The organism is Streptomyces sp. NBC_01166 (assembly GCF_045039765.1).
GTDB lineage: Bacteria > Actinomycetota > Actinomycetes > Streptomycetales > Streptomycetaceae > Streptomyces.
This window is the reverse complement of sequence record NZ_CP108613.1, coordinates 7,914,980-7,935,758: the sequence shown is the minus strand read 5'-3', so window position 1 is coordinate 7,935,758 and position 20,779 is coordinate 7,914,980. Positions and strand designations below refer to the sequence as shown.

The window sequence follows — 20,779 nt, the reverse complement described above, 5'->3', positions numbered from 1 at the left end:
GTGCCCCCATGAAAATTGTCGACGCGAAGGTCCTCGTCACCAGCCCCGGCCGTAACTTCGTCACGCTCAGGCTGACGACCGACGAGGGTCTCACCGGCCTCGGTGACGCCACCCTCAACGGCCGGGAACTGGCCGTGGTCAGCTATCTCGAGGACCACGTGGTGCCCCTCCTCATGGGGCTGGACCCGCACCGCATCGAGGACACCTGGCAGTCCTTGTACAGGGGTGCCTACTGGCGGCGCGGACCGGTGACGATGGCCGCGATCGCCGCCGTCGACGTCGCGCTCTGGGACATCAAGGCGAAGGCCGCCGGGCTCCCGCTCTACCAGCTCCTGGGCGGGGCGAGCCGGGAGCGCGTGGGGACCTACGGCCATGCCAACGGCCGTGACATCCCCGAACTCCTCGACTCGGTCCGGGCCCGCCTCGCCGAGGGCTACCCCGCCGTACGCGTGCAGTCCGGCATCCCCGGGCTGAAGGCGGTCTACGGTGTGTCGAGCACGGACGAAAGCGGCTCCCCCGTGCTCCACCAGCAGGCCCGCCCCCTGGTGGAGGACTGGGACACCGACGCCTATCTGCGTCACATGCCGAACGTGCTGGAGGCCGTGCGCGCCGAGTTCGGCCCGGATCTCCCCCTCCTGCACGACGCACACCATCGGCTCACCCCGGTCCAGGCCGCCCGTCTCGGCAAGGACCTGGAACCGTACCGTCTCTTCTGGCTCGAGGACTGCACGCCCGCCGAGAACCAGGAGGCTCTGCGCCTGGTCCGCCGCCACACGACCACACCGCTGGCCATCGGCGAGGTCTTCAACACGGTCTACGACTACCAGTCCCTGATCACCGAGCAGCTGATCGACTACGTGCGTTCCGCCGTCACCCACTTCGGAGGCGTCACCCCGCTGCGCAAGCTCTTCGACTTCGCCGCGCAGTACCAGATCAAGAGCGCGATCCACGGCCCGGAGGACATCTCCCCGGTCGGCATGGCCGCCGCCGTCCACCTCGACCTCGCCGTACACAACTTCGGCATCCAGGAGTACTCGGGCCACACGGCGCTCACCGAGGAGGTGTTCCCCCACGCGTACACCTTCGTGGACGGCCACCTGCACCCGGGCGAGGCGCCGGGCATCGGCGTGGAGCTGAACGAGGAACTGGCGGCCGCGCACCCGTACGAGGCGGCGTACCTCCCGGTCAACCGGCTGCACGACGGGACGGTCCACGACTGGTGACCTCGCGGGACGGACGGGGAGCACGCTCTCGTCGTCCGTCCCGGGCCGGGCCCATGGGGCTTTCATGGCGTGTGTCATGAGAGCCCCGTGCCCGGCCGCACTGTTTCCTGCGTGCACCATGGACAACAGCCCGCCCCTGCCGCTACGTTCGCCGAGTATTTGACAACGATGTCACGCCGCCTCTCCCAGGGAGCAGTGATCGCCGATGGTGTCCCGAAGAACCCTTCTGCAGGCAGGCGGAACAGTTTTCACGGTCAGCGGGATCGGGATCTCCCGTCCCGCCGAGGCCGTCGCGGCCGAGGCCCGCAACAATGCCCCTCTGCTGCCGTCCTTCGGCCGCCCCACCCGGCTCGACGTCGCCGACATCAGCTCCCTCGACGGAGACGATCAGCTGCTGCTGACGACCCTTCAGGGTGTCGTCAACCGACGTCGCCCACGCCTCTACTTCAACTTCGACGCCGGCGAGGTCGACTTCCGCTGGCTGCCCGGCACCGGCGCCCCGGTCACCCGACACGACCGCGCGCTGGACCTCGTCGCCCGCTATCGCGGCGAGACACGCGGCGCGATCCTGCACGACCCCGAGGTCCCTGACTCGGTGAACGTGGCGACCACCCTGGCCGGCCTGGAGAACGCCGTCGTGGCGACCGCCGAACAGGCCCGTGAGCACCGCTTGAAGACCGTCGTCGATCTGCGGGGCCGCTTCGACGCGGACGACGTGCTCGCCACGTACCGCTGGCAACTGGACCACTTGTTCCCGCGCTGCACCCACACCCTGCTGGCCGGGCTGCCTCCCACCCGGACGGTACGGTCGGACAGCGTGCGATGGCGAGAGCTCGCACGGGAGGCCGAGCGCGTCCGCGACTCGTCGAACCGGCAGGTCCGCACCTTCGATCTGAGCCCGGAGACCGCTGCCGGTGACGGCGTCTACCTGCGCTTCCAGGACTCGTTCGGCGACGACGGCTGGGGCGCTTCGGTCGGTTCGGTCAGAGTGACGGCCGACGGCGACGAGGTGATCGCCTCCTTCGCTCCCGGCACGGCCGCCGAGGCTCCGTACCTCTTCGACGGCTCCAACTCCTCCATCGGCGGGGACGCCAACCGGTTCTGCGACGGCGACGGGTACTTCATCTACCACTTCACCCCGCCTGCCGGTACACGACAGCTCCTGGTCGAGGTCGAGCTGTGGAACCAGTACCTCGTCTCCGCCACCACGACCGCGCCCACCAGGGTCGAGCCGTTCCCCTGCTTCCGGGACTACGCCGTCGCGAGCCGGGCGATGGTCCTCTGGCTGCCTCCGTCCGGCGGGACGGGCATGCTTCTCGACGAGGTCTTCAGCCGGGTAGCGCCCACCACCCCCTACGCCGGCTGGTTCTCCGACGACGTCGCCGGAGAGTGGGGCGGCGTCGACCGGGCCTCTCGGCACGGCATCGAGGTGGTGCCCGCCGACTACTACATGAACGCCACCGTGCACGCCGGCGTCCCCGCGAAGGTCTCCGGCAAGGTCCCGCCGAGGCCGGCGGCCGCGCTCCGTAACCGCGTCTACCTCACCCTCACCGTCGGCGAGGGTGACAACATCCAGTACTGCCAGCGCCGCATGCGCACCATCTGGGACGACCCGAAGAGGGGCCGTGTGCCCGTCAACTGGACCGTCAGCCCGCTGCTCGCGGACATCGGACCCGCTCTGTTGGCGCACTACCAGAACACCGCGACCGACAACGATCTGCTGATCGCGGGCCCCTCCGGCGCGGGTTACACCTACCCCGGGTCGTGGCCCGAGAGCGCCTTGGACGCGTACACGGAACTCACCGGGCGCTTCCTGCGCCGAACCGGCATGGACCTGGTCTACGCGTACAACCCCCGCAATGCGGCAGGCGACGGATGGGTCCCGTTCGACGAACGCGTCGTCCGCTCCTACCGGGAGAACACCCCGCTGCGCGGCATCATCCAGTCCTGGGAAACCGGAGACCTGCAGAGCCGCCCCGCCGGGATTCCCGTGCTCGGCAACTTCTTTCCGCAGGGGAAGGCCGTGGAGTACCGGGATGCGCTGCTCCGGCACATCGAGGGCTGGGACCGCGCCTCGCCACTGTTCATCGCCGGCGCCGTCAACGCCTGGAGCTGGACACCGAGCGACATCGCCGAACTCTGCGATCTGCTCGGCGAGCCGTTCGAAGTCGTCCGCGGCGACACGTTCTTCGACCTGGTGAACCTGGCGGGAGCAGGCTCCCGGCAGTAGAGGAAGGCTGTTCCCGGCCTGTTCGCCATCGGGCCGCACCGGGAATCGGCCACGTGCGCCCCACCTCTTCCCGCCTCCGCACGGGTGTGCCACAGTCTCGATCCGTCCGAACCCTTACGGCCCGAATTTACATCGATGTACATTCCCCGTCGGCACTCCGACACCGCCGAGCCCGGGGATGCGGGGGCATGCCCGTCCGCCCCCGCATCGCCCGACTCGCCTCGGCGGCCACCTCCCCCCGGGCCTGCTGCGGCCCGTCACCCGAGAAGAGGAATCCTGATGCGTTTGCACCGGCCACGGCCTCACCGCCACACCTCACCAGGGAACGACCGGCTCTCCGGTGCGGCCGCGCCCCGCCCGCGGGCCGGAGTACGACGGCTCCTGCTCTGCGTAGCCGCGGTGTTGAGCCTGCTGGCCCTCGCGGTGCCGACAGCGGCCGGCAGCGCCTCGCTCGGCTCTTCCCCCGGGACCACCGCCTCCCCCGCCGCCACGGGCACACCACTGCGTGACGGCACCGGTCTGTATCCCCGCGCCGTCCGGCTCGCCCACAGCGGTGCGGCTGACGGGCGCGTCCTCGCGAGCGTCGTCACCTTCGACGGCGACAACGGCATCGGCGCCATCCATGAGAGCACCGACGGGGGCACGACCTTCCGCGAGGTCGGCCGGGTCGCCGACCCCGAGTCCGCGGGGGGCCAGGGACTGTGCTGCGCGACCCTGTTCGAGCTGCCACGCCAGGTGGGTGCTCTCGCGCCGGGCACGCTGCTCTGGGCCTCGTCCGCGGGCCAGGACGAGCAGGACCGGCGTATGGCGCTGCGCATCTGGCGCAGCAGCGACGTGGGCCGCACCTGGTCCTACCTCTCCGCCTGCGCCGTCGCGAGCGGCACAGGCGGCCTGTGGGAACCGGAGTTCTCCATTGCCGCCGACGGCGCGCTCGTCTGCCATTACGCCGACGAGACGGACCCCGCACACAGTCAGAAGCTGGTGGCGTCACGCAGCTACGACGGCGTCACCTGGCAGGGACACCACGACACCGTGGCCAGCGGCTGGACCCCCGACCGGCCGGGCATGCCCGTGGTGCGGAAGCTTCCGAACGGCACCTACTTCATGAGCTTCGAGATCTGCAACCCCGGAGGCCAGTACCAGTGCGTGGTGCACTTCCGGACGTCTGCGGACGGCTGGAACTGGGGTGACCCGACCGCCCTGGGCGACCGGCCGGAGACGGTCGACGGCAAGTACTTCAGGGCCGCGCCGAGCATCGCGTGGGCTCCGTCACCCGACGGCGGGCCGAACGGCCGCATCCTGCTGGTCGGCCAGCGGCTGCTCAACCGGGACGGCACCCCTTCGGCGGACAGCGGCCGTACGATTCTCGTCAATACGGAGAACGGCAGCGGCCCCTGGTACGAGATCGATTCGCCTGTGCGGGTGACCGAACCCGCGGTGAACTACTGCCAGAACTACAGCTCCCCACTGCTTCCGTCGGCCGACGGGAGCCGGCTGCTGCAGATCGCCACCGACTGGGACGGTTCGGTGTGCCGGCCGTACTTCGCGACGGGCTCCCTCAACGGCAGCGGTGACGCGTCCGGTGTGGCGGACGGTGCGCTCCACCGGCTGAGGAACGTCTCCAGCGGGCACTGCCTCGACGTGGCGGCGGACTCCCGGGCGCCGGGCGGCAACGTGCAGCAGTGGACCTGCAACGGGCTGGGGCCGCAGGACTGGACCCTCCGCGCGCGCGACGGTGGCCACTTCACCCTCACCGGCCGCAACAGCGGGCACTGCCTGGATGTGGAGAACGGTTCCGCGACGCCCGGTGCGAACGTCCGGCAGTGGTACTGCAACGCCCAACCGGCCCAGGACTGGCGGCTGGAGAGCGTCGGCCGTGGGTACTACCGGCTCGTCTCCCGGTCCAGCGGCCAGTGCCTCGACGTGGCCCAGGGCTCCCGTACGCCGGGTGCCAACGTCCAGCAGTGGACCTGCAACGGGCTGGGGCCGCAGATCTGGCAGCTGCAACGCATCTGAGGCCGCCGGCCCCGTAGCCGCTGCCGTCCGCACATGGCTGACGGCCCGCCCGGGCAGACCTGGCGGGCCGTCGTGCCGAGTCCGGTTCAGCCGTCCCGTTCCCGGTGACGAAGCCTCCGGACCGTCGCCGCGCTACGCGTCGGACTCCGTCGACGTCGGCCGGCGCGACGCCGCCATCGCGTCGTCGGGGCTGCTCAGCGGACGCAGCCGGTAGGTGTACGAGTAGTCCTGGTCCGCGAACAGCTTGTACTCGTCGTGGGTGTGCGCCCCCCAGCTGTCGTCACCGCCCACCCCCATCTGCCGGTGGTTCAGCCGCAGTACGACTTCGTCACGGGGTGTCAGCTGGTAGTCGTGGCGGACACCGGCCGACAGGTCCTCCGGGGTGAAGTGCGAGGCGTCGAACTCGATCAGCGGCTCACCGGACGCGAGCAGTCCCTTTCCGCTGCCGTCCGTCAGCGCCACCCACCGCACGTCCGTCCTGTTGCCGTTCTCCTGCGGGCGGAGGTAGGGGGTCCGCTTCCCGGGGACGGTGGAGGTGTGGACGCCCACGTCGGTTCCGTTGTCGCGGTCCCAGTAGTTCTCGTCCGGCCCGCGGCCGTAGTAGCGGACATGCTGCAGCCTGCCGGGCAGGAGGAGCAGAGTGCCCACCTCCGGGATGTACGGGAGACCGGACGCGCCCGGGTGCAGGGTGTTGTCGACCTTGATCTCGCCGTTGCCGAAGACGGTGTACGTGGTGGTGTACGTGGACTCCGTCGAGGTGGGCAGGGTGCCGCTGACGGCGATCACGACGGCCCGGTCGCCCACCGCGCTCACCTGGACCCCCGTCACCTTCCTGCCGCTGCCCGCGTAGCGCCAGGTGCCGTTCCGGGCGGGCTGTCCGTTGCCGATGTCGTTGTCGGTCGGGGCCCGCCAGAAGTTCGGGGCGGGCCCCGAGGCGATCAGCCGGTCGCCACCCGCCTCGTAGGAGGTGATGACGCCGCTGCCCTTGTCGACGGTGACGGAGAAGTCCTCCCCGGTCACCGTCACGGAGCCGTCGCCGTCCTGGTGGCGCAGCCGCCGTACGGAGTCGAGCGGCCGGGGCGTCACGGCAGGGCTGCCCGCGTCGACGGCGAGCTGCTGCCCGGCCACCTCGAAGCCGGCCTTCGCCCACTTCGTGGACTCCTTGGTGGTGAACGACAGCTGGAGGAAGTACTCCGTGCCCGGCGTCGGGTCGTCGGGCAGCGTGAAGGGGACGGTGACGGCCTTGCGGGCCAGGGGGGCGATGTCCAGCTGGGCGCGGGTGAGCTTTCCGCGCTGCACGACCTCGCCGTCGGCCACCAGGGCCCAGCCACCGTTGAATTCCCGCAGGTTGGTGAAGAGGTACTCGTTGCTCACGGTGAACCGCCCGGCGGGAGCGTCGTCCGCCGTCACGTTGATCGCCTGGTGGATCCGCTTGATCTCCGTGGCCTTGCCGGTGTGCCCGCGGTCGGCCGTGACGATGCCGTCGCCGGAGAAGTTGCCGTCGTTGGGGTTGTCGCCCCAGTCACCGCCGTAGGCGAGGAACGTCCGCTCGGTGGGCCTGCGCTCCTTGAAGGCGACGGTGGCTGCGTCGAACCAGAAGCGCACGCCGTCGTCGCCCGGCCGTCGGGAGCCGGAGGCGATCTCGGCCGCGCTCAGGGCACGCGCGTAGACGCGCGCCCGCCTGATCGTGCCGCTGAACTCACGGGTCGGGTTCTCCCCGTCGGTGGCGAGCGCCAGCGGTGCGTTGTTGCTGCCGGGCGGCTGGGGCGCTGCCTTGGTGGCCCTGCTCTCGCCGTCGACGTAGAGGGTCAGGGTGGCCTTCTCGGCGTCGAAGACACCCGCGATGTGGTGCTCCGTGCCTGTCCAGTCCTTCGGCAGCGTCCAGCTCGCGGTGGTCCACCGGCCGCCGGAGTGGATGAAGAACTCCAGGTTGCCGTCCGTCTGCTTCAGCGCGTACTGGGTGTCGCCCTTGGCGAGGATGGGCTGATGAGAGCCGGTCACGTTCGGTGTGACCCAGGCCTCCAGGGTCAGGGAGCCGGTGATGTCGAGGCCGGCGTCACGGGCGAAGACCGTGCCCCCGGACACGCCCTTGTCCCGGTCGAAGGTGCCGCTGGGGGCGAGGATCTCCCCGCTCACGGCGCCGGGCCCGGCCTCCGTGAACAGCTTGCGGGCCGGCGTGGGCCAGGTGAGTGCCTGGTCGGCGAAGTCCCAGATCCAGCCGCCCTGCAGAACGTCGAAGCGGCGGATGATGTCCCAGTACTTCTTGAAGTTGCCGTTCGAGTTGCCCATCCCGTGGGAGTACTCGATCAGGACGAAGGGCCGGGTGTCGGTGGTGTCCCGGGCGCGCTGCTCGACCTGGGCGGGCTTGGTGTACATCTCCGAGCGGATGTCACTGATCCCGGGCCGGTCGTCGCCCTCGTACTGGATGACACGGGTGGGGTCGTACGAACGGATCCAGTCGTGCATGGCGACGAAGGCGGAGCCGGTGCCGGCCTCGTTGCCGAGCGACCAGATGACGGCGCAGGCGTGGTTCTTGTCGCGGTGGACCATGTTCCTGGCGCGGGCCACACACGCCTCGGTCCAGTCGGCGTGGTCCCCCGGGTAGGTGTCGCGGATGCCGTGGGTCTCCAGGTTGGTCTCGCCCACGAGGTACAGCCCGTACTCGTCGGCGAGCTCCAGCCAGAGCGGGTTGTTCGGGTAGTGGGAGGTGCGGACGCTGTTCATGTTCAGCCGTTTGATGATCTCGATGTCCGTGACCATGTCGGCGCGGGTCAGCGCCATGCCCCGGTCGGGGTGCATCTCGTGCCGGTTGGTGCCGCGCAGGGAGACGGGCTTGCCGTTGATGCGCATCAGCCCGTCCGCGATCGCGAACTCCCGGAAGCCCACCCGGTGCGACAGCGTCTCGGTCACCCTGCCCGCCGGGTCGCGCAGCCGCAGCACGGCGGTGTAGAGGTTCGGGTGCTCGGCGGACCACAGTTCCGGCTTCGGCACGGCCTTGGTCGACCGTACGGTCACGTCCTGTCCGGCCGGGACGGATCCGAGGTCGGCGGGCTGCCTCAGGGGACGGGACCAGACGGGGTGTCCGTCGGCGTCGTAGAGCTGGGTCTCCACGGTGTACTCGCCCTTCCCGGGGGCGTCGCCGTAGGCGCGCACGGAGGCGGTGACGGAGAGTCCGGCGGCCGTGTAGCCGTCGCTGAGCGGAGTGTCGAGCTTGAAGTCCCGCAGGTGGACGGCAGGGGTGGAGAAGAGGTGGACCGAGCGGAAGATCCCGCTCAGCCGGATCATGTCCTGGTCCTCCATCCAGTCGCCGTCGGAGTAGCGGTAGACCTCCACCGCGATCTGGTTCCGTCCTCGCACCAGGTGCGGGGTGATGTCGTACTCGGCGGAGGTGTAGGAGTCCTCGCGGTAGCCCACCGGCTTGCCGTTGATCCATACGTAGTGTGCGGACTTCACCCCCTCGAACTGCAGGAAGACCTGCCGCCCCTCCCACTCCCGGGGGACGGTGAAGGTGCGGCGGTACTGGCCGACGGGGTTGTAGCGGGTGGGTGCGAAGGGTGGCTGGGCGTCCTCGCCCAGGCCGTTGGCGCCCGACCAGGGGTACGTGATGTTGGAGTAGATCGGGAAGTCGTAGCCGTGCAGCTGCCAGCAGGACGGCACAGGGATGGTGTCCCAGGAGCGGTCGTCGAGGTCGGTCCGGTGGAAGTCGGGGTCGCGGTCGTCGGGGCGGTCGGCGTAGGCGAACTTCCACGTACCGTCGAGGTCGAGGCGCCACGGGGAGCGTGTCCGGTCACAGGCCAGGGCCTGTGAGACGTTCGCGTACGGCATGAGCGTGGTGTGGGGTGGCTCCGAACCGACGTCGAAGACCGCGATGTTGTTGTTCCACTCCGGGTAGCCGTTGGCCGGCGGGTTCACGGCGGCGGGGGCGGAGTCGGCGCGGGCGGCCTGGCCGGTGGGCAGGAACGCGGGGAGGGCCGAGAGGGCGAGCGCGCCGAAGCCGGCGGCTCCGCCCTCCAGGAGCCGGCGACGGCTGACGCTCCGGGGCAGGTCGGCCGGCTGGTGGGGGGAAGACGATTGCTGCATGCGGTGGACCCCTAGGAATGGCCGTACTGCGGTGCGGCGGGGTACGGCGCACAGCACGTAGGCGTGTCGAGTTCCGTTCGATGTCGTCGGCGTACCGAACGGGACCTCAGGGTCCGGACCTGCTCCGGTGGCCGCCTTCGCCGGCCCGGTGGAGTTCGCCGTCGTGCGTGGCGTTGCTGGTCGTCATGTCGATGCGGCTCCTTGCGCGGGAAGTTGCCTCTTCGTCACGTTCGAAATCTCGTCTCACGTCCGAAAACCTGCCGCGACGGTAGTGACGGGTGGTGAAGGTGTCAACGGTGCCGCTGGTGACGGGTGCCCGATCGACCAGGACCGGTCAACGCGACGAGATGCCTGGAGCGGGTGCGGCACGGACTGCGGGCGCTCTCGGCTCCGTAGGCCTGCGGCGCAACCACCGGCGGTCCACCGGCCCGCCCGGACTCGTCCGGCTACGTTCGGGCGGCGAGCAGCTCCCGGGCGACCTCGACGTCGGTGATCAGGACGTTGATCCATTCACCTCGGACGGCGCCACGGATGGCATCGACCTTCTCGACACCGCCGGCGACGCCGACCCGCCGTGCCACTGCGCGTAGTTCGTCCGGCGCGATACCGATGAGGCGATCGTTGAACGGCGCATCGACAGGGTTCCCCGCGATGTCGAAGTAGCGCGCGCAGACGTCTCCGACAGCGCCCAGCTCCTTGAGCGTCTTCTGGTCCTCGGGCGTGATGGCGTTGCCGGAACGGCGCAGCAGGGGTGAGGGTTCGAGCGTCCCGATCCCGAGCAGCGCGAGGGTCATCCTGGACCAAGCCCTCATCGCGTCGGCCATGGCCGGCTCCTGCGAGAGCAGGTCCCGCAGCTCTCGGCTGCCGACCAGCGCGGCCGACGGGGCGAAGACTGGCCGTGCGCCGGTGAGTTCGGCGAGCCGGCTGGTCAGCCGAGTGGCGTGCAGCTGTACTTCCGGGCTGCCGGAGCCTCCCATGATCTGGACGACTTCCTGGGCCACCGAAGACGTCTTGGCGCGCATGACGTTGACGGACTCGAGCAGGGTCGCGCTCCACGACGAGACCCCGATGACGTCGCCGCCCGTAAGGGTCGCGTCGAGATAGGTGGCGGTCGCTGCGGCAAGGGCGGGAATGACGTGCGAGCCGGTGCCTTCCACCTCCACCACCGTGGCGTCGCGCAGCCCGTACTTGTCGACGAGGGCATCCTCGAGCTCGGCGTGCACACCCTCGGGGGACACCACGATCGTACGCACGACGCCTCGGTCCACGGCTTCTTTCAACAGCCGGGAGACCCGGGGCTGCGAGATGTTCAGGCCGGCCGCGATCTCGGGCTGTCGTATGCCGCGTTCGTGGTACATACGGGCAACCTTCACCAGGAGCCGTACGTGGTCGGAGCTCGGGGTGGTCGCCGGCACCGTGCCTCCAGCCTCCTCGGTTTCGGTGTGCAGGTCGGTCGCGGGTGCCGTGTCCGGCCCTCGGGTGGCCATGCTATCGCCGCAGCTGGAGCGCGGCGCCGGTCCGGCGAACGCGGCCGGTGCTCCGCGGACCGGCCGCCCGGCAGTTCAGATCCCGTCCACGGCCCACTGCCCCCGTGCGGGGCCGAGGTCTCCTTCGAGGACGGTACGGGATATCCGGGGGCGCCCCCAGAGGACCAGGAGTTCGTTGGCGATGGCGACGTGCAGTTGTCGGTCCTGATCGCCGCGCCCCGCGATGGCGGCGGCCGACAGGGTGCGGGGGACGGCTCCTGCGTCCAGGAGCACTCGCCACTCCTGGGTGCCGAGCTCCAGGAACTCCGGTCCGGCGAGCCGGGCGATCTCCAGCGGGTCGGCGAGCGTGCCGGGGTCAGCGATGAGGGTACGCAGGCGGGGCATCCCGGTGACGGGGCCGAGGCCGAACGGCGCGCCCTGCCCCGCGCGCACGGACAGGACCTCCAGGCTGGGGTGAGCGGCGGCCTCGACGGTCGGCAGACCTCCGCTGCCGACCTCGGCCACAAGGGGAGACCGACGCTCGCGATGGACGGGGCGTCCCTCCCTCATCCGGTTCAGGACCAGGTCCGTGAGGGAGTCGGCCTTGAGTTCGGCGCCGATGCTCTGCTCGTGGTCGATCAGGATGATCTGCCCCGTGTGTCCGCGTGGGCCAGGTGTCAGGTCGACGGCCAGCTCGTCGCCGTAGCCCGCGAAGACGATCCAGCCCGGTGAACCGGCGAGGCTCTGGACCGCTGCGTCGGGCGGGGTGCGGACCGCCGTCGTCGCCTCGCGTCCCCACCGGGGGTGACGGGTCGCCGCCTCGACACGGTGCAGGTCGTCCAGGGCGGAGAGCTCGCAGCCGACTGCCGAATACACGCGGTTCCGCGCCTCCTGGTCGTCGCCCCAGTCGTCCCGCCGTGCCCGTGTCACCCGGTAGAGCACCTTGAGTTCGTCGGGCAGTGTGACGCCGAGGCGCGCTTCGGCGGCGGTGATCTCCTCCTCCGTCGCGCCGACGGCGTCGGGCAACCGCTCGCGGAGTGTCCGCTCCAGCAACACCGGATCTGCCGAAGGAGCAGGCACCGCTTCCGGCGCCGGAGCGGGAAGGCGGCGCCATGGCTCGGGGAGGGAGCCGTCGACCAGGACGAGCACTCCCAGGCCCGAATCACCGGAGGCGGCTTCCACGGCCGGGCAGTGCCGGACCAGGCCGAGCGTGGTCCTGCCGGCCGGGTGGACCTCCGCCGTGAAGGCGACCTCCTCGACACCGCCGCGCGCGAGGGCCTTCTGCGTGTGCTCCACAACGGCCCGCTCCGCCGACGACATCCGTCCCCTGCGCCGCCGGGACAGACTGCAGCCATGTCTGCCGATGCGTCCCGACACCCGGACGGACCGGCCGGCACGCCGCTCCGTGTCGCCGACCAGCAGGAGCCGCAGCAGAGGCTCCCAGGTCGCAAAGTCTTCTGCCGATGGCAAGGGTCGCCTCTGATCAACCATGTGCAGACCGTACGGGGCACCACCGAAACCTCGTCCTGCGGTCTCCCCTCTCCCCCACGAGGCGTCCCAGGCCTCGGATCACCCGCTTCCGAGCGTGCGGGCAGCTGCCAGGCTCCGGTGCCAACCGGCGACGGCGGCCTGGCGGTGCGGTTCGTCCCAGGCGGGTGTGAAGGCCTGACGGTCCGAGTCGGCCCGTTCCTCCAGTTCGGCCGCTGTCCACAGCCCGGCTCCGATCCCGGCCAGGTGCGCCGCTCCCGCCGCGGACAGTTCGTGATGGCGCGCGCGGGCCACCGTGATGTCCGCGACGTCCGCCTGCAACTGCATGAGGGCGTCGCTCCGGGTCAGGCCGCCGTCGGCGACGACCTCGTGCAGTCCCGGCAGTTCCGCGAGGACGTCCCGCACTTGGAAGGCGACGGACTCCAGGGCGGCACGTGCCAGGCTCCCCCGGCCGGTTCCCAGGTCGAAGCCGGTGAGCACGGGAACGGCCCCGGCGTCCCACCAGGGGGCGCCCAGACCGCCGAAGGCGGGTACCAGGGTGATGCCTCCCGCGCTGGAGCGTTCCGCGAGGTCGATGAGGGTTTGCGGTGTGGTGTCCAGCAGCTCAGCCATCCAGGTGATGGTGCGCCCCGCGGAACGGATGTTGGCCTCGTGGGCGAATGTCGTCCCGTCGGGGGTGGACCAGGCGATGGTGGTGCACAGGCTGCCTGCGGGCGAGGGCGAACCGGCCACTGTCATCACCGACGAGCCGGTGCCGTAGGTGGCCTTGACGATCCCCTCGCGCCTGCCCGCGTGGGCGAAGAGTGCCGCGTGGGAGTCGCCCATCACCGCGAGGACGGGGGTGCCGGAAGCCGGCGGAAGGAGGTTGCCGATCCGCCCGAAGGGCCCCGTGGAGGGGACGACTCGGCTCAGGGCCGCGCGAGGGATGTCGAAGAGGCGGAGGAGGTCGTCGTCCCAGTCACCGGTGGAGAGGCTGAGCAGTTGTGTCCGGGAAGCGTTGCCGATCTCGGTGACGCCGTTTCCGGTGAGCGTGTGCAGGAGGAAGGCGTCCACCGTGCCGAGGCGCAGTCGGCCGGCGCGGCTGCTGGTGCGGGTGGGGTCGTGCTCGTCGAGGAGCGCGGCCATCTTCAGGGCCGAGAACATCGGGTCGAGCGGGAGGCCGGTACGGCGCCGGATCTCCTCCCCCGCTCCCGCTGCCGCGAGCCGGGCCGCGCGCTCGCCTCCGCGCTGGTCCTGCCAGCTGACCAGTGGCGCGACGGGAAGTCCGGTGACGGCGTCCCACAGGACGACGGACTCGCGCTGGGTGCTGAGTGCGACACCGGTGACGGTGCACGGGCCGGCGGCCCGCAGGCATGTGGTCACCGTCGCATGGACGCTGTCCAGCAGGGCGAGGGCGTCCTGCTCCACCAGGCCGGGGCCCGGGTGGGTCTGCGACAGGGGAGCCGCCGCCCGGGCCACCACAGCGCCTGCCGCGTCCACCAGAAGTGCCTTGGTGGAACCGGTGCCCTGGTCGACGGCAAGGATGTGAGGCTCCATCACACCCGGTCCAGGACCTCGCACGCGGCGGTGGCGATGCCCTCGGCCGTGAGGCCGAAGTGTTCCAGCAGGAAGGACGCGCTGCCGGTCGGGGCGAAGGAAGGCACGCCCAGCATGCGCATGGGGGCGGGATGCCGTTCGGTGACGACGCGGGCGACGGCAGCTCCCAGGCCGCCGGAGAGGAGCCCTTCCTCCGCCGTGACGATGGCGCCGGTCTCCCGGGCAGCAGCCACCACTGCCTCGGTGTCCAGGGGTTCGACGAACGTCATGTTGAGGACGCGGGCGGAGATTCCGCGTCGTCCCAGGATCCCGGCGGCGTCCAGGGCGCGCGAGACCATCGTGCCCACGGCGATCACGGTGACGTCGGTACCGTTCGACAGGCACGTGGACCGGCCTGCGGCGAACGGGGTGCCCGCCGGGGTCACCGCGGGGACCTTGAACCGCGGGACGCGCAGGTACGTCGGCCTTCCGGAGGCGACGGCCCAGCGCACCGCGCTGCGGGTCTCGGCCGGGTCCGCCGGCACGATGATCTCAAGGCCGGGCACCGCACGCATCCAGGAGAGGTCCTCGATCGAGTGGTGGGTGGGGCCCAGCTCTCCGTAAGCCATGCCCGGACTCTGGCCGCAGAGGATCACGTGCCGATAGGTGTAGGCAACGTCGGCCTTGATCTGTTCCAGGGCGCGGCCGGTCAGGAAGGGCGCCGCAGCGGACACGAACGGGACGAAGCCGGCGTTGGCCAGCCCCGCCGCGACGCCGACCATGTCCTGCTCGGCGATGCCGACGTTGATCAGCCGGGTGGGGAACTCCTCGCGGAACGCGGCCAGGTTGCTGGAGCCGACCGAGTCGTTGCAGACCGCGACGATGCGTTCGTCGGAGCGGGCCAGCGCGGCGAGTTCGTCGGCGAAGTCCGCGCGGCAGTCGTGCGTGGGCGCCTGCTCGGCGACGACGGTCATCGGCTGAGCCCCTCGAGTGCGAGACGGACCTGCTCGTCGGTGGGGACCTTGTGGTGCCACTCGACGCGGTCCTCCATGAACGGAACTCCTTTGCCCTTGACCGTACGGGCGATCACCGCGACCGGGCGGCCGGCCGCCGACGGCGCGTACGCGGCCTTGACGGCTCGGTGGTCGTGGCCGTCGACGTGGCGGACCTCCCACCCGAAGGCAGCCCACTTCTCGTCCAAGGGGTCCAGAGAGGTGGTGTCCTCCGTGCGGGCTCCCTGCTGGAGCCCGTTGCGGTCCACGACAGCCGTCAGGTTGGACAGTTGGTGGTGGGCAGCCGTCATCGCGGCCTCCCAGTTGCTGCCCTCCTGCATCTCTCCGTCGCCGAGGACGACGACGGTGCGCCAGTCCTCACCGCTGAGCCGCGCACCGAGCGCACAGCCGGTGGCGACGGGTAAGCCGTGTCCGAGTGGGCCCGTGTTGGTCTCGACTCCCGGCACCTTGAGCCGTGCGGGGTGCCCGTTGAGGGGTGACAGCGGAGCCATGAAGTCGCTCAGCCGCTCCCGCGGGAAGAACCCGCAGGAGGCCAGCGTCGAGTACAACGCTGCGGCGCAGTGCCCCTTGCTGAGGATGAATCGGTCACGCCGCGGGGCGCCCGGCCGGGACGGATCGAGCCGGAGGGTGCCCCACAGGGCGGTCACCAGCAGGTCGGTCACCGACAGGTCACCGCCTACGTGGCCCATGCCGGCCGCCTGGATGGTGGTGAGGATGTCGCGGCGCACGGAGGCCGAGATCTGGGCGAGATCCGCGGCCGCCTCGGCCGGTGACGCCGCGCGCAGCCGTGCGCTGCGCCTGCGGTAGGCGTCGGCCGCCGCCTCGTCGGCCACGAGGGGCGCTGCGGTCTGCAGCGTGGGGGTCACTCGGACTCGCTCTCCGCGAGCGCTCGGAACAGCGCGCGCTTGGCGATGCGCTGAGCGCTCAGCGCATCCTGTGCGGACCGGGCGGCGGCGAGCTCCTCCCGGTCGAGGTAGCCCAGGGCCCGGTGGAACGCGCGCATGGTGCTGATCCCGGCACGCGCGGCCTCGACCGGGTCCTCCCTGAAGGGGAACTGGTCCAGCTGCCAGACTCCCTCCCATCCGGCGTCGTCGAGGGCGTGGAAGAACTCGAAGGTCTCCAGCAGATGGACGGACCCGACGACCATGTCGTCGTCCCAGCCCCGGAAGTTGTCGTTGACGTCGATGGCGAAGAGCTTGTCGCGGGCGATGGCCAGTCGGGCCGCCTCGGCCGGGGTCTCACCGCCGTACAGCGAGTGGCCGAAGTCGAGCAGGACGCCGACGTTGTCCACGCGCATGTCCTCGATCGCCAGCAGTGTTCGGGCGACGGAAGAGAAGACCATCCTGTTGCGGGGCTCCCGCGGCTTGTACTCGATCGCGAACCTGAGGTCGGGGAAGGTCTGGGCGAGCTCACGTACGGCGTCCACGGACTTGTCCCACAGATCGCTGTAGTCGGCCTGGAAGGGGTAGTCGTAGCCGTCCTGGCCCGGCCACAGCTTGATGTAGTCGACGCCGAGTTCCCGCCCGACCTCGGCGGATGCGGCCACCAGGTCGATGGCCTCACGACGGATGCCCGGATCGGGATTGGTGAAGCCGCCCCTGGCGAATCGGCCTGTGTAGAACTCAGGTGTCACGGCGATGGCGCTCAGCCCCTGCTCGGCCAGCGCCTCCTTGACCTGCTCGGTGCTGATGTCCCCTGGCGGGAAGGGCCAGTTGAGGTCGAGGACCGACAGGCCTCCGACGGATCCTGCCAGTTCGATCGCGTCGAGGACAGTACGTGGCTCGCCGTATCCGTCAGTGGCATAGCGGTCGACGTAGGTGGCGAAGTGCCAGACGCCCGCGCCGTAAACAGGTTCACCTTCATGGGACTGCATGTCTATTCGTCCATGACTGAACATGCACTCACGGTACGAACGGACGCCTCGGAGTGTCAAGCACCGGGGCGGCCACAATGGTTGGACTCCAGCGACGGTGGTGACGGGTGTCGACGGTCGCGCACAGCGGGTTCTCAGCGGGACGGCGGTGCCGGCGCGCGCAGGACGGGCATCATCGTCTCCACCGCGTCCTGCGCGAGGTGGTCGAGGATCAGCCGGCCGACCAGGGCCGGCTTCTCCAGCGGGACCAGGTGGGAGGCGCCGGGGACGACGACCAGCTGTGCCCCCGGGATCGCCCGGTACAGGGCTGCCGTGTGCTCCAGCGTCATCAGGTCGTCGTCTCCCACCATGGTGAGGACGGGTGCCTCGATACGCGCCAGGTCCCCGGTGGTGAGCGTCGGCTGGGTGCGCCACATGTCGATCATCTTCGCCGCCACCACCGGCCAGTGACCCGCGCCGTCGGGTGCGACGGCCTCGTACATCTCCCGGAAGAACGCCAGGTCGTCCCCGTCCGGCGTCATCGCGTCGAGCATCGCCGGCTCGACGAAGCACTCGGGGCCGGGCCGGAAGTTGGCCCCGATCACCACCGCCTTGCGCACCAGGTCCGGGCGGGCGGCAGCGACGATCAGCGCGACGACTCCCCCGTCGCTCCAGCCCACGAGATGCGCCGGCTCCCCCACGACCGTCTCCAGGAAGGCCACTGTGTCGTCGGCCATGTCCTGGTAGGTGAGAGGCCCTTCGACATCGGGGGTGTGCCCGTGCGCGCGCCGCTCGGGCAGGAGGACGCGGTGGGTGACGGCGAGGTCGGAGCGGAGCTCGCCCCAGGTCTCGTTGGTGCAGAAGCCCCCGTGCAGGAGGACCAGCGGGATGCCGGTCCCCTCGGTCTCGTACCACGTCCTGACACCAGGAAGGTCCGCGTAGTCACCCATTGCCCCAGGCCCTTCTGGACTGCTGTCCTCCCTCGTCAGTCTGCGCCGCGCCCCTGACGTCCGCCACACGGGACCGGGGCAGCAGAGCGGGGCTGTCAGCAGCCGCGTGCGCGGTGGTGATGGTCGGGGGGTGTGCGGGGTCCGGGATCCGGTCGCTCCAGCCGCCGGGGACCGCCCGGCCCTGCTGGCCGCGGAAGCGGACGGGGGCCATGCCGACGCGGCGGGTGAAGAGGCGGGAGAAGTAGGCGGGATCGTCGTAGCCGACGCGGCGTGCGACAGCGGAGACGGGGAGCTCGGTGGTGGCGAGGAGTTCCTTGGCCCGGCCGAGGCGGATGCCGAGGAGGTAGTCCTTGGGGCTGCATCCGGCGCCCCGGCGTACGGCGGTGCGCAGCTCGGCGGGGGTCATGCCGTGGCGGGAGGCGTGTTCGGCGACGGACAGGGGCTGGAAGGCGTCGCGGGCGAGGGCGTTGAGCACGGGGTCCCCGTCGGCTCCGAGGTCTGCGCGGGCGCGGCGCAGGGCGACGAGCAGTTCGTGCACGGCGGCGCCGGTCTCGACCTCGAGGAGGGGGTTGCCGAGGCGGGCGGCACGGGCGATCCGGCTCACGGCGGCGCGTGCGGGCGCGGTGTCCGCGAGGGGGACGACCGGGCGGTCGGTCTCGATGTAGCCGAGTTCGGTGTAGGGGACGGTGGCCGGGCCGGTGAAGTCGACGAAGCTCTCGTCCCAGCCGGTGGCGGGGTCGGGACCGTAGTGGTGCGGGATGCCCGGTACGAGCCAGATCAGCGCGGGCGCCGTCACGGGGGTGCGTTCCCCGTCCGGGCAGCGGTACCAGCCGCTGCCCGCGCTGATCACGACGGCGACGTGGTGGTCGAGGGTGCGGGGCCCGACGGTGGGCAGTGTGCCGTGCTGGAGGCCTACTCCGAGGCAGACCAGCCCCAGCTTGTGGTGGGTGGGGCTCGGCGTGAAATAGCGCATCCAGGTGTGGTACATCCGGTTCCGTTTCCTCCCCGTCCGGTCGGTCCGGCTTCCGTTGTGTCCAAACAGAGCTGATCTTTGTCCATGGACCGCTCCGCCGCCAGGGGGTGAGGTGGGGACGGTGGTGGAACGAGAGGCGGGGACCATGGCTGAGTTCACGGTGGGTGAGCGGGATTTCGAGCTCGACGGACGGCCCGTACGGCTGTTGTCGGGTGCTCTGCACTACTTCCGGGTGCACGAGGGCCAGTGGGAACACCGGCTGGCGATGCTGCGTGCCATGGGTCTCAACTGTGTGGAGACGTACGTCCCTTGGAACCTGCACGAGCCGGAGCAGGGGCGCCACCGCGACGTGGAGGCGCTGGGCCGGTTCCTGGACGCGGCGGAGGCGGCCGGGCTGTGGGCGATCGTGCGGCCGGGGCCGTACATCTGCGCGGAGTGGGAGAACGGCGGTCTGCCCCACTGGCTGACGGGGACGCTGGGCACCAGGGTGCGGACCCGCGATCCGGAGTACCTCGGGCATGTGGAGCGGTGGTTCGGGCGGCTGCTGCCGCAGGTGTTGCGGCGGGAGATCGGCCGGGGCGGCCCGGTGATCATGGTGCAGGTCGAGAACGAGTACGGCAGTTACGGCTCCGACCAGGTGTATCTGGGCCGTCTGACGGAGCTGTTGCGCGAGCTCGGTGTGACGGTTCCGCTTTTCACGTCCGACGGCCCGGAGGACCACATGCTGACGGGCGGTTCGGTGCCCGGGGTGCTGGCGACGGCGAACTTCGGCTCGGGGGCCCGGGAGGGCTTCGAGACGCTGCGGCGGCACCGGCCGGACGGCCCGCTGATGTGCATGGAGTTCTGGTGCGGCTGGTTCGGGCACTGGGGTGCGGAGCCGGTGGTACGGGAGCCGGCCGACGCGGCGTCGGCGCTGGAGGAGATCCTTCGGTGCGGCGCGTCCGTCAACATCTACATGGCACACGGCGGTACGAGCTTCGGCGGCTGGTCGGGGGCGAACCGTGCCGGGGAACTGCACGGCGGGGAGCTCCGGTCGACCGTGACGTCGTACGACTACGGCGCCCCCGTCGACGAGTACGGCCGCCCCACCGAGAAGTTCTGGCTGTTCCGGGACATCCTCGCGCGGTACCGGGAGGGGGGCGTCCCGCTGCCCGACGTGCCGGCTCCGCCCGCCGCTCTGGCCGGCCCGGTGGGCGCCGAGCTCGTGGAGTGGGCACCACCGGGTGACGTCATGGACGCCCTCGGCGGACCGGAGGCCGAATGTGCGGTGCCACCGACGTTCGAGGAGCTGGGGGTGGACCGGGGGGTGGTCCGCTATCGGGTGGAGGTGCCGGGGCCTCGTCCGCCGTATGCGCTCGGGGTGACCGGGCTCCGGGACCGCGCGGTGGTGTACGTCGACGGGGCGCGGGCGGGGGTGCTGGGCTGCGGGCCGGCCGAGGCGGGCTCGTACACGGCGCTGGACGGGCCGGTCGCGGGACCGGCGGAGGTGGAGCTCTGGGTGGAGTCGCTGGGGCGGGTCAACTACGGGCCGCGTCTCGCCGAGCCGAAGGGGATCACTGGCGGTGTCCTGCACGAGCGGCAGTACCTGCACGGCGTGCGGGCGCGGGGGCTCGCCCTGGACGCGTTCGAGGACGCGGACGCAGTCGGAAAGGTTCCCTTCCGCGCCCCGGAGGAGGGCGCCGCGGGCCTCTTCCGGGGAACGTTCGAGGTGCGCGGTCCGGGGGACGCCGGGCTGGCCCTGCCGGGGTGGGAGCGCGGCTTCGTCTGGGTGAACGGCTTCTGCCTGGGGCGCTACTGGAGCGTGGGGCCCCAGGAGTCGCTGTACGTTCCGGGGCCCTTGCTGCGCGAGGGTGTGAACGAGGTGTGGGTCCTGGAGCTGGAGCGCTCGGGTGACCGCCGGCTGGCTCTCGGCTGAGGGCCCGCGTGCGGGACGGTGCGACGACGGCCCGCACCGCGTCCGGGGGTCGCCGGCC

At 70.9% G+C, this 20,779-nt stretch carries 13 protein-coding genes; 4 read left to right on the top strand and 9 right to left on the bottom strand.

All coding sequences use genetic code 11. The features are described from left to right. Positions 1-8: 8 nt before the first annotated feature. The 3 genes from manD to OG379_RS35895 all read left to right on the top strand — a co-directional run bounded on the left by manD (position 9) and on the right by OG379_RS35895 (position 5,469). Positions 9-1,223, top strand: a complete 1,215-nt coding sequence (manD, locus tag OG379_RS35905) for a D-mannonate dehydratase ManD (protein WP_405667400.1) — start codon at positions 9-11, stop codon at positions 1,221-1,223. Between the two features lie 205 nt (positions 1,224-1,428). Then, entirely contained in the window at positions 1,429-3,453 is a 2,025-nt protein-coding gene (locus tag OG379_RS35900) for a GxGYxYP domain-containing protein (protein WP_405667398.1), read from the top strand. 279 nt (positions 3,454-3,732) lie between these two features. Next, positions 3,733-5,469: an RICIN domain-containing protein gene (locus OG379_RS35895; protein WP_405667396.1), complete on the top strand. Its 1,737-nt coding sequence runs from the start codon at positions 3,733-3,735 to the stop codon at positions 5,467-5,469. 132 nt (positions 5,470-5,601) lie between these two features. Here OG379_RS35895 and OG379_RS35890 read toward each other — a convergent pair whose 3' ends face one another. The 9 genes from OG379_RS35890 to OG379_RS35850 form a co-directional block, all read right to left on the bottom strand. Then, the gene (locus OG379_RS35890) at positions 5,602-9,549 is read right to left on the bottom strand and encodes a glycoside hydrolase family 2 TIM barrel-domain containing protein (protein ID WP_405667394.1); all 3,948 of its coding nucleotides are present in this window, start codon (positions 9,547-9,549) and stop codon (positions 5,602-5,604) included. 446 nt (positions 9,550-9,995) lie between these two features. Then, a complete protein-coding gene (locus tag OG379_RS35885) occupies positions 9,996-11,036 on the bottom strand; it encodes a sugar-binding transcriptional regulator (protein WP_405667393.1) in 1,041 nt (346 codons plus the stop codon). 75 nt (positions 11,037-11,111) lie between these two features. Next, on the bottom strand, positions 11,112-12,485 hold the full coding sequence (locus OG379_RS35880) for an SMI1/KNR4 family protein (protein ID WP_405667391.1): 1,374 nt from the start codon (positions 12,483-12,485) through the stop codon (positions 11,112-11,114). A 99-nt stretch (positions 12,486-12,584) separates the two neighbouring features. Beyond that, positions 12,585-14,039, bottom strand: a complete 1,455-nt coding sequence (locus tag OG379_RS35875) for an FGGY family carbohydrate kinase (RefSeq protein ID WP_405667390.1) — start codon at positions 14,037-14,039, stop codon at positions 12,585-12,587. Then, positions 14,039-14,992, bottom strand: coding sequence for a transketolase family protein (locus OG379_RS35870; RefSeq protein WP_405667388.1), 954 nt, complete (start codon positions 14,990-14,992; stop codon positions 14,039-14,041). The genes OG379_RS35875 and OG379_RS35870 overlap by 1 nt, the downstream gene beginning before the upstream one ends. After that, a complete protein-coding gene (locus tag OG379_RS35865; protein ID WP_405667386.1) occupies positions 14,989-15,897 on the bottom strand; it encodes a transketolase in 909 nt (302 codons plus the stop codon). Before OG379_RS35865 ends, OG379_RS35870 begins: the two co-directional genes overlap by 4 nt. Then, positions 15,894-16,904: a TIM barrel protein gene (locus tag OG379_RS35860; RefSeq protein ID WP_405667384.1), complete on the bottom strand. Its 1,011-nt coding sequence runs from the start codon at positions 16,902-16,904 to the stop codon at positions 15,894-15,896. Before OG379_RS35860 ends, OG379_RS35865 begins: the two co-directional genes overlap by 4 nt. Positions 16,905-17,038: 134 nt before the next feature. After that, on the bottom strand, positions 17,039-17,833 hold the full coding sequence (locus OG379_RS35855; protein ID WP_405667382.1) for an alpha/beta fold hydrolase: 795 nt from the start codon (positions 17,831-17,833) through the stop codon (positions 17,039-17,041). Next, positions 17,826-18,821, bottom strand: coding sequence for a helix-turn-helix domain-containing protein (locus OG379_RS35850; protein ID WP_405667381.1), 996 nt, complete (start codon positions 18,819-18,821; stop codon positions 17,826-17,828). The genes OG379_RS35855 and OG379_RS35850 overlap by 8 nt, the downstream gene beginning before the upstream one ends. Before the next feature lie 130 nt (positions 18,822-18,951). On the opposite strand from OG379_RS35850, the gene OG379_RS35845 reads away from it, so the two are divergent. Beyond that, entirely contained in the window at positions 18,952-20,721 is a 1,770-nt protein-coding gene (locus tag OG379_RS35845; protein WP_405667379.1) for a glycoside hydrolase family 35 protein, read from the top strand. The last annotated feature ends 58 nt before the right edge of the window (positions 20,722-20,779 follow it).

Coding starts and splice junctions, on each gene's coding strand:
- manD (WP_405667400.1), top strand. CDS start 9: ATGAAAATTGTCGACGCGAAGGTCCTCGTCACCAGCCCCGGCCGTAAC.
- OG379_RS35900 (WP_405667398.1), top strand. CDS start 1,429: ATGGTGTCCCGAAGAACCCTTCTGCAGGCAGGCGGAACAGTTTTCACG.
- OG379_RS35895 (WP_405667396.1), top strand. CDS start 3,733: ATGCGTTTGCACCGGCCACGGCCTCACCGCCACACCTCACCAGGGAAC.
- OG379_RS35890 (WP_405667394.1), bottom strand. CDS start 9,549: ATGCAGCAATCGTCTTCCCCCCACCAGCCGGCCGACCTGCCCCGGAGC.
- OG379_RS35885 (WP_405667393.1), bottom strand. CDS start 11,036: ATGGCCACCCGAGGGCCGGACACGGCACCCGCGACCGACCTGCACACC.
- OG379_RS35875 (WP_405667390.1), bottom strand. CDS start 14,039: ATGGAGCCTCACATCCTTGCCGTCGACCAGGGCACCGGTTCCACCAAG.
- OG379_RS35870 (WP_405667388.1), bottom strand. CDS start 14,992: ATGACCGTCGTCGCCGAGCAGGCGCCCACGCACGACTGCCGCGCGGAC.
- OG379_RS35860 (WP_405667384.1), bottom strand. CDS start 16,904: ATGCAGTCCCATGAAGGTGAACCTGTTTACGGCGCGGGCGTCTGGCAC.
- OG379_RS35855 (WP_405667382.1), bottom strand. CDS start 17,833: ATGGGTGACTACGCGGACCTTCCTGGTGTCAGGACGTGGTACGAGACC.
- OG379_RS35850 (WP_405667381.1), bottom strand. CDS start 18,821: ATGTACCACACCTGGATGCGCTATTTCACGCCGAGCCCCACCCACCAC.
- OG379_RS35845 (WP_405667379.1), top strand. CDS start 18,952: ATGGCTGAGTTCACGGTGGGTGAGCGGGATTTCGAGCTCGACGGACGG.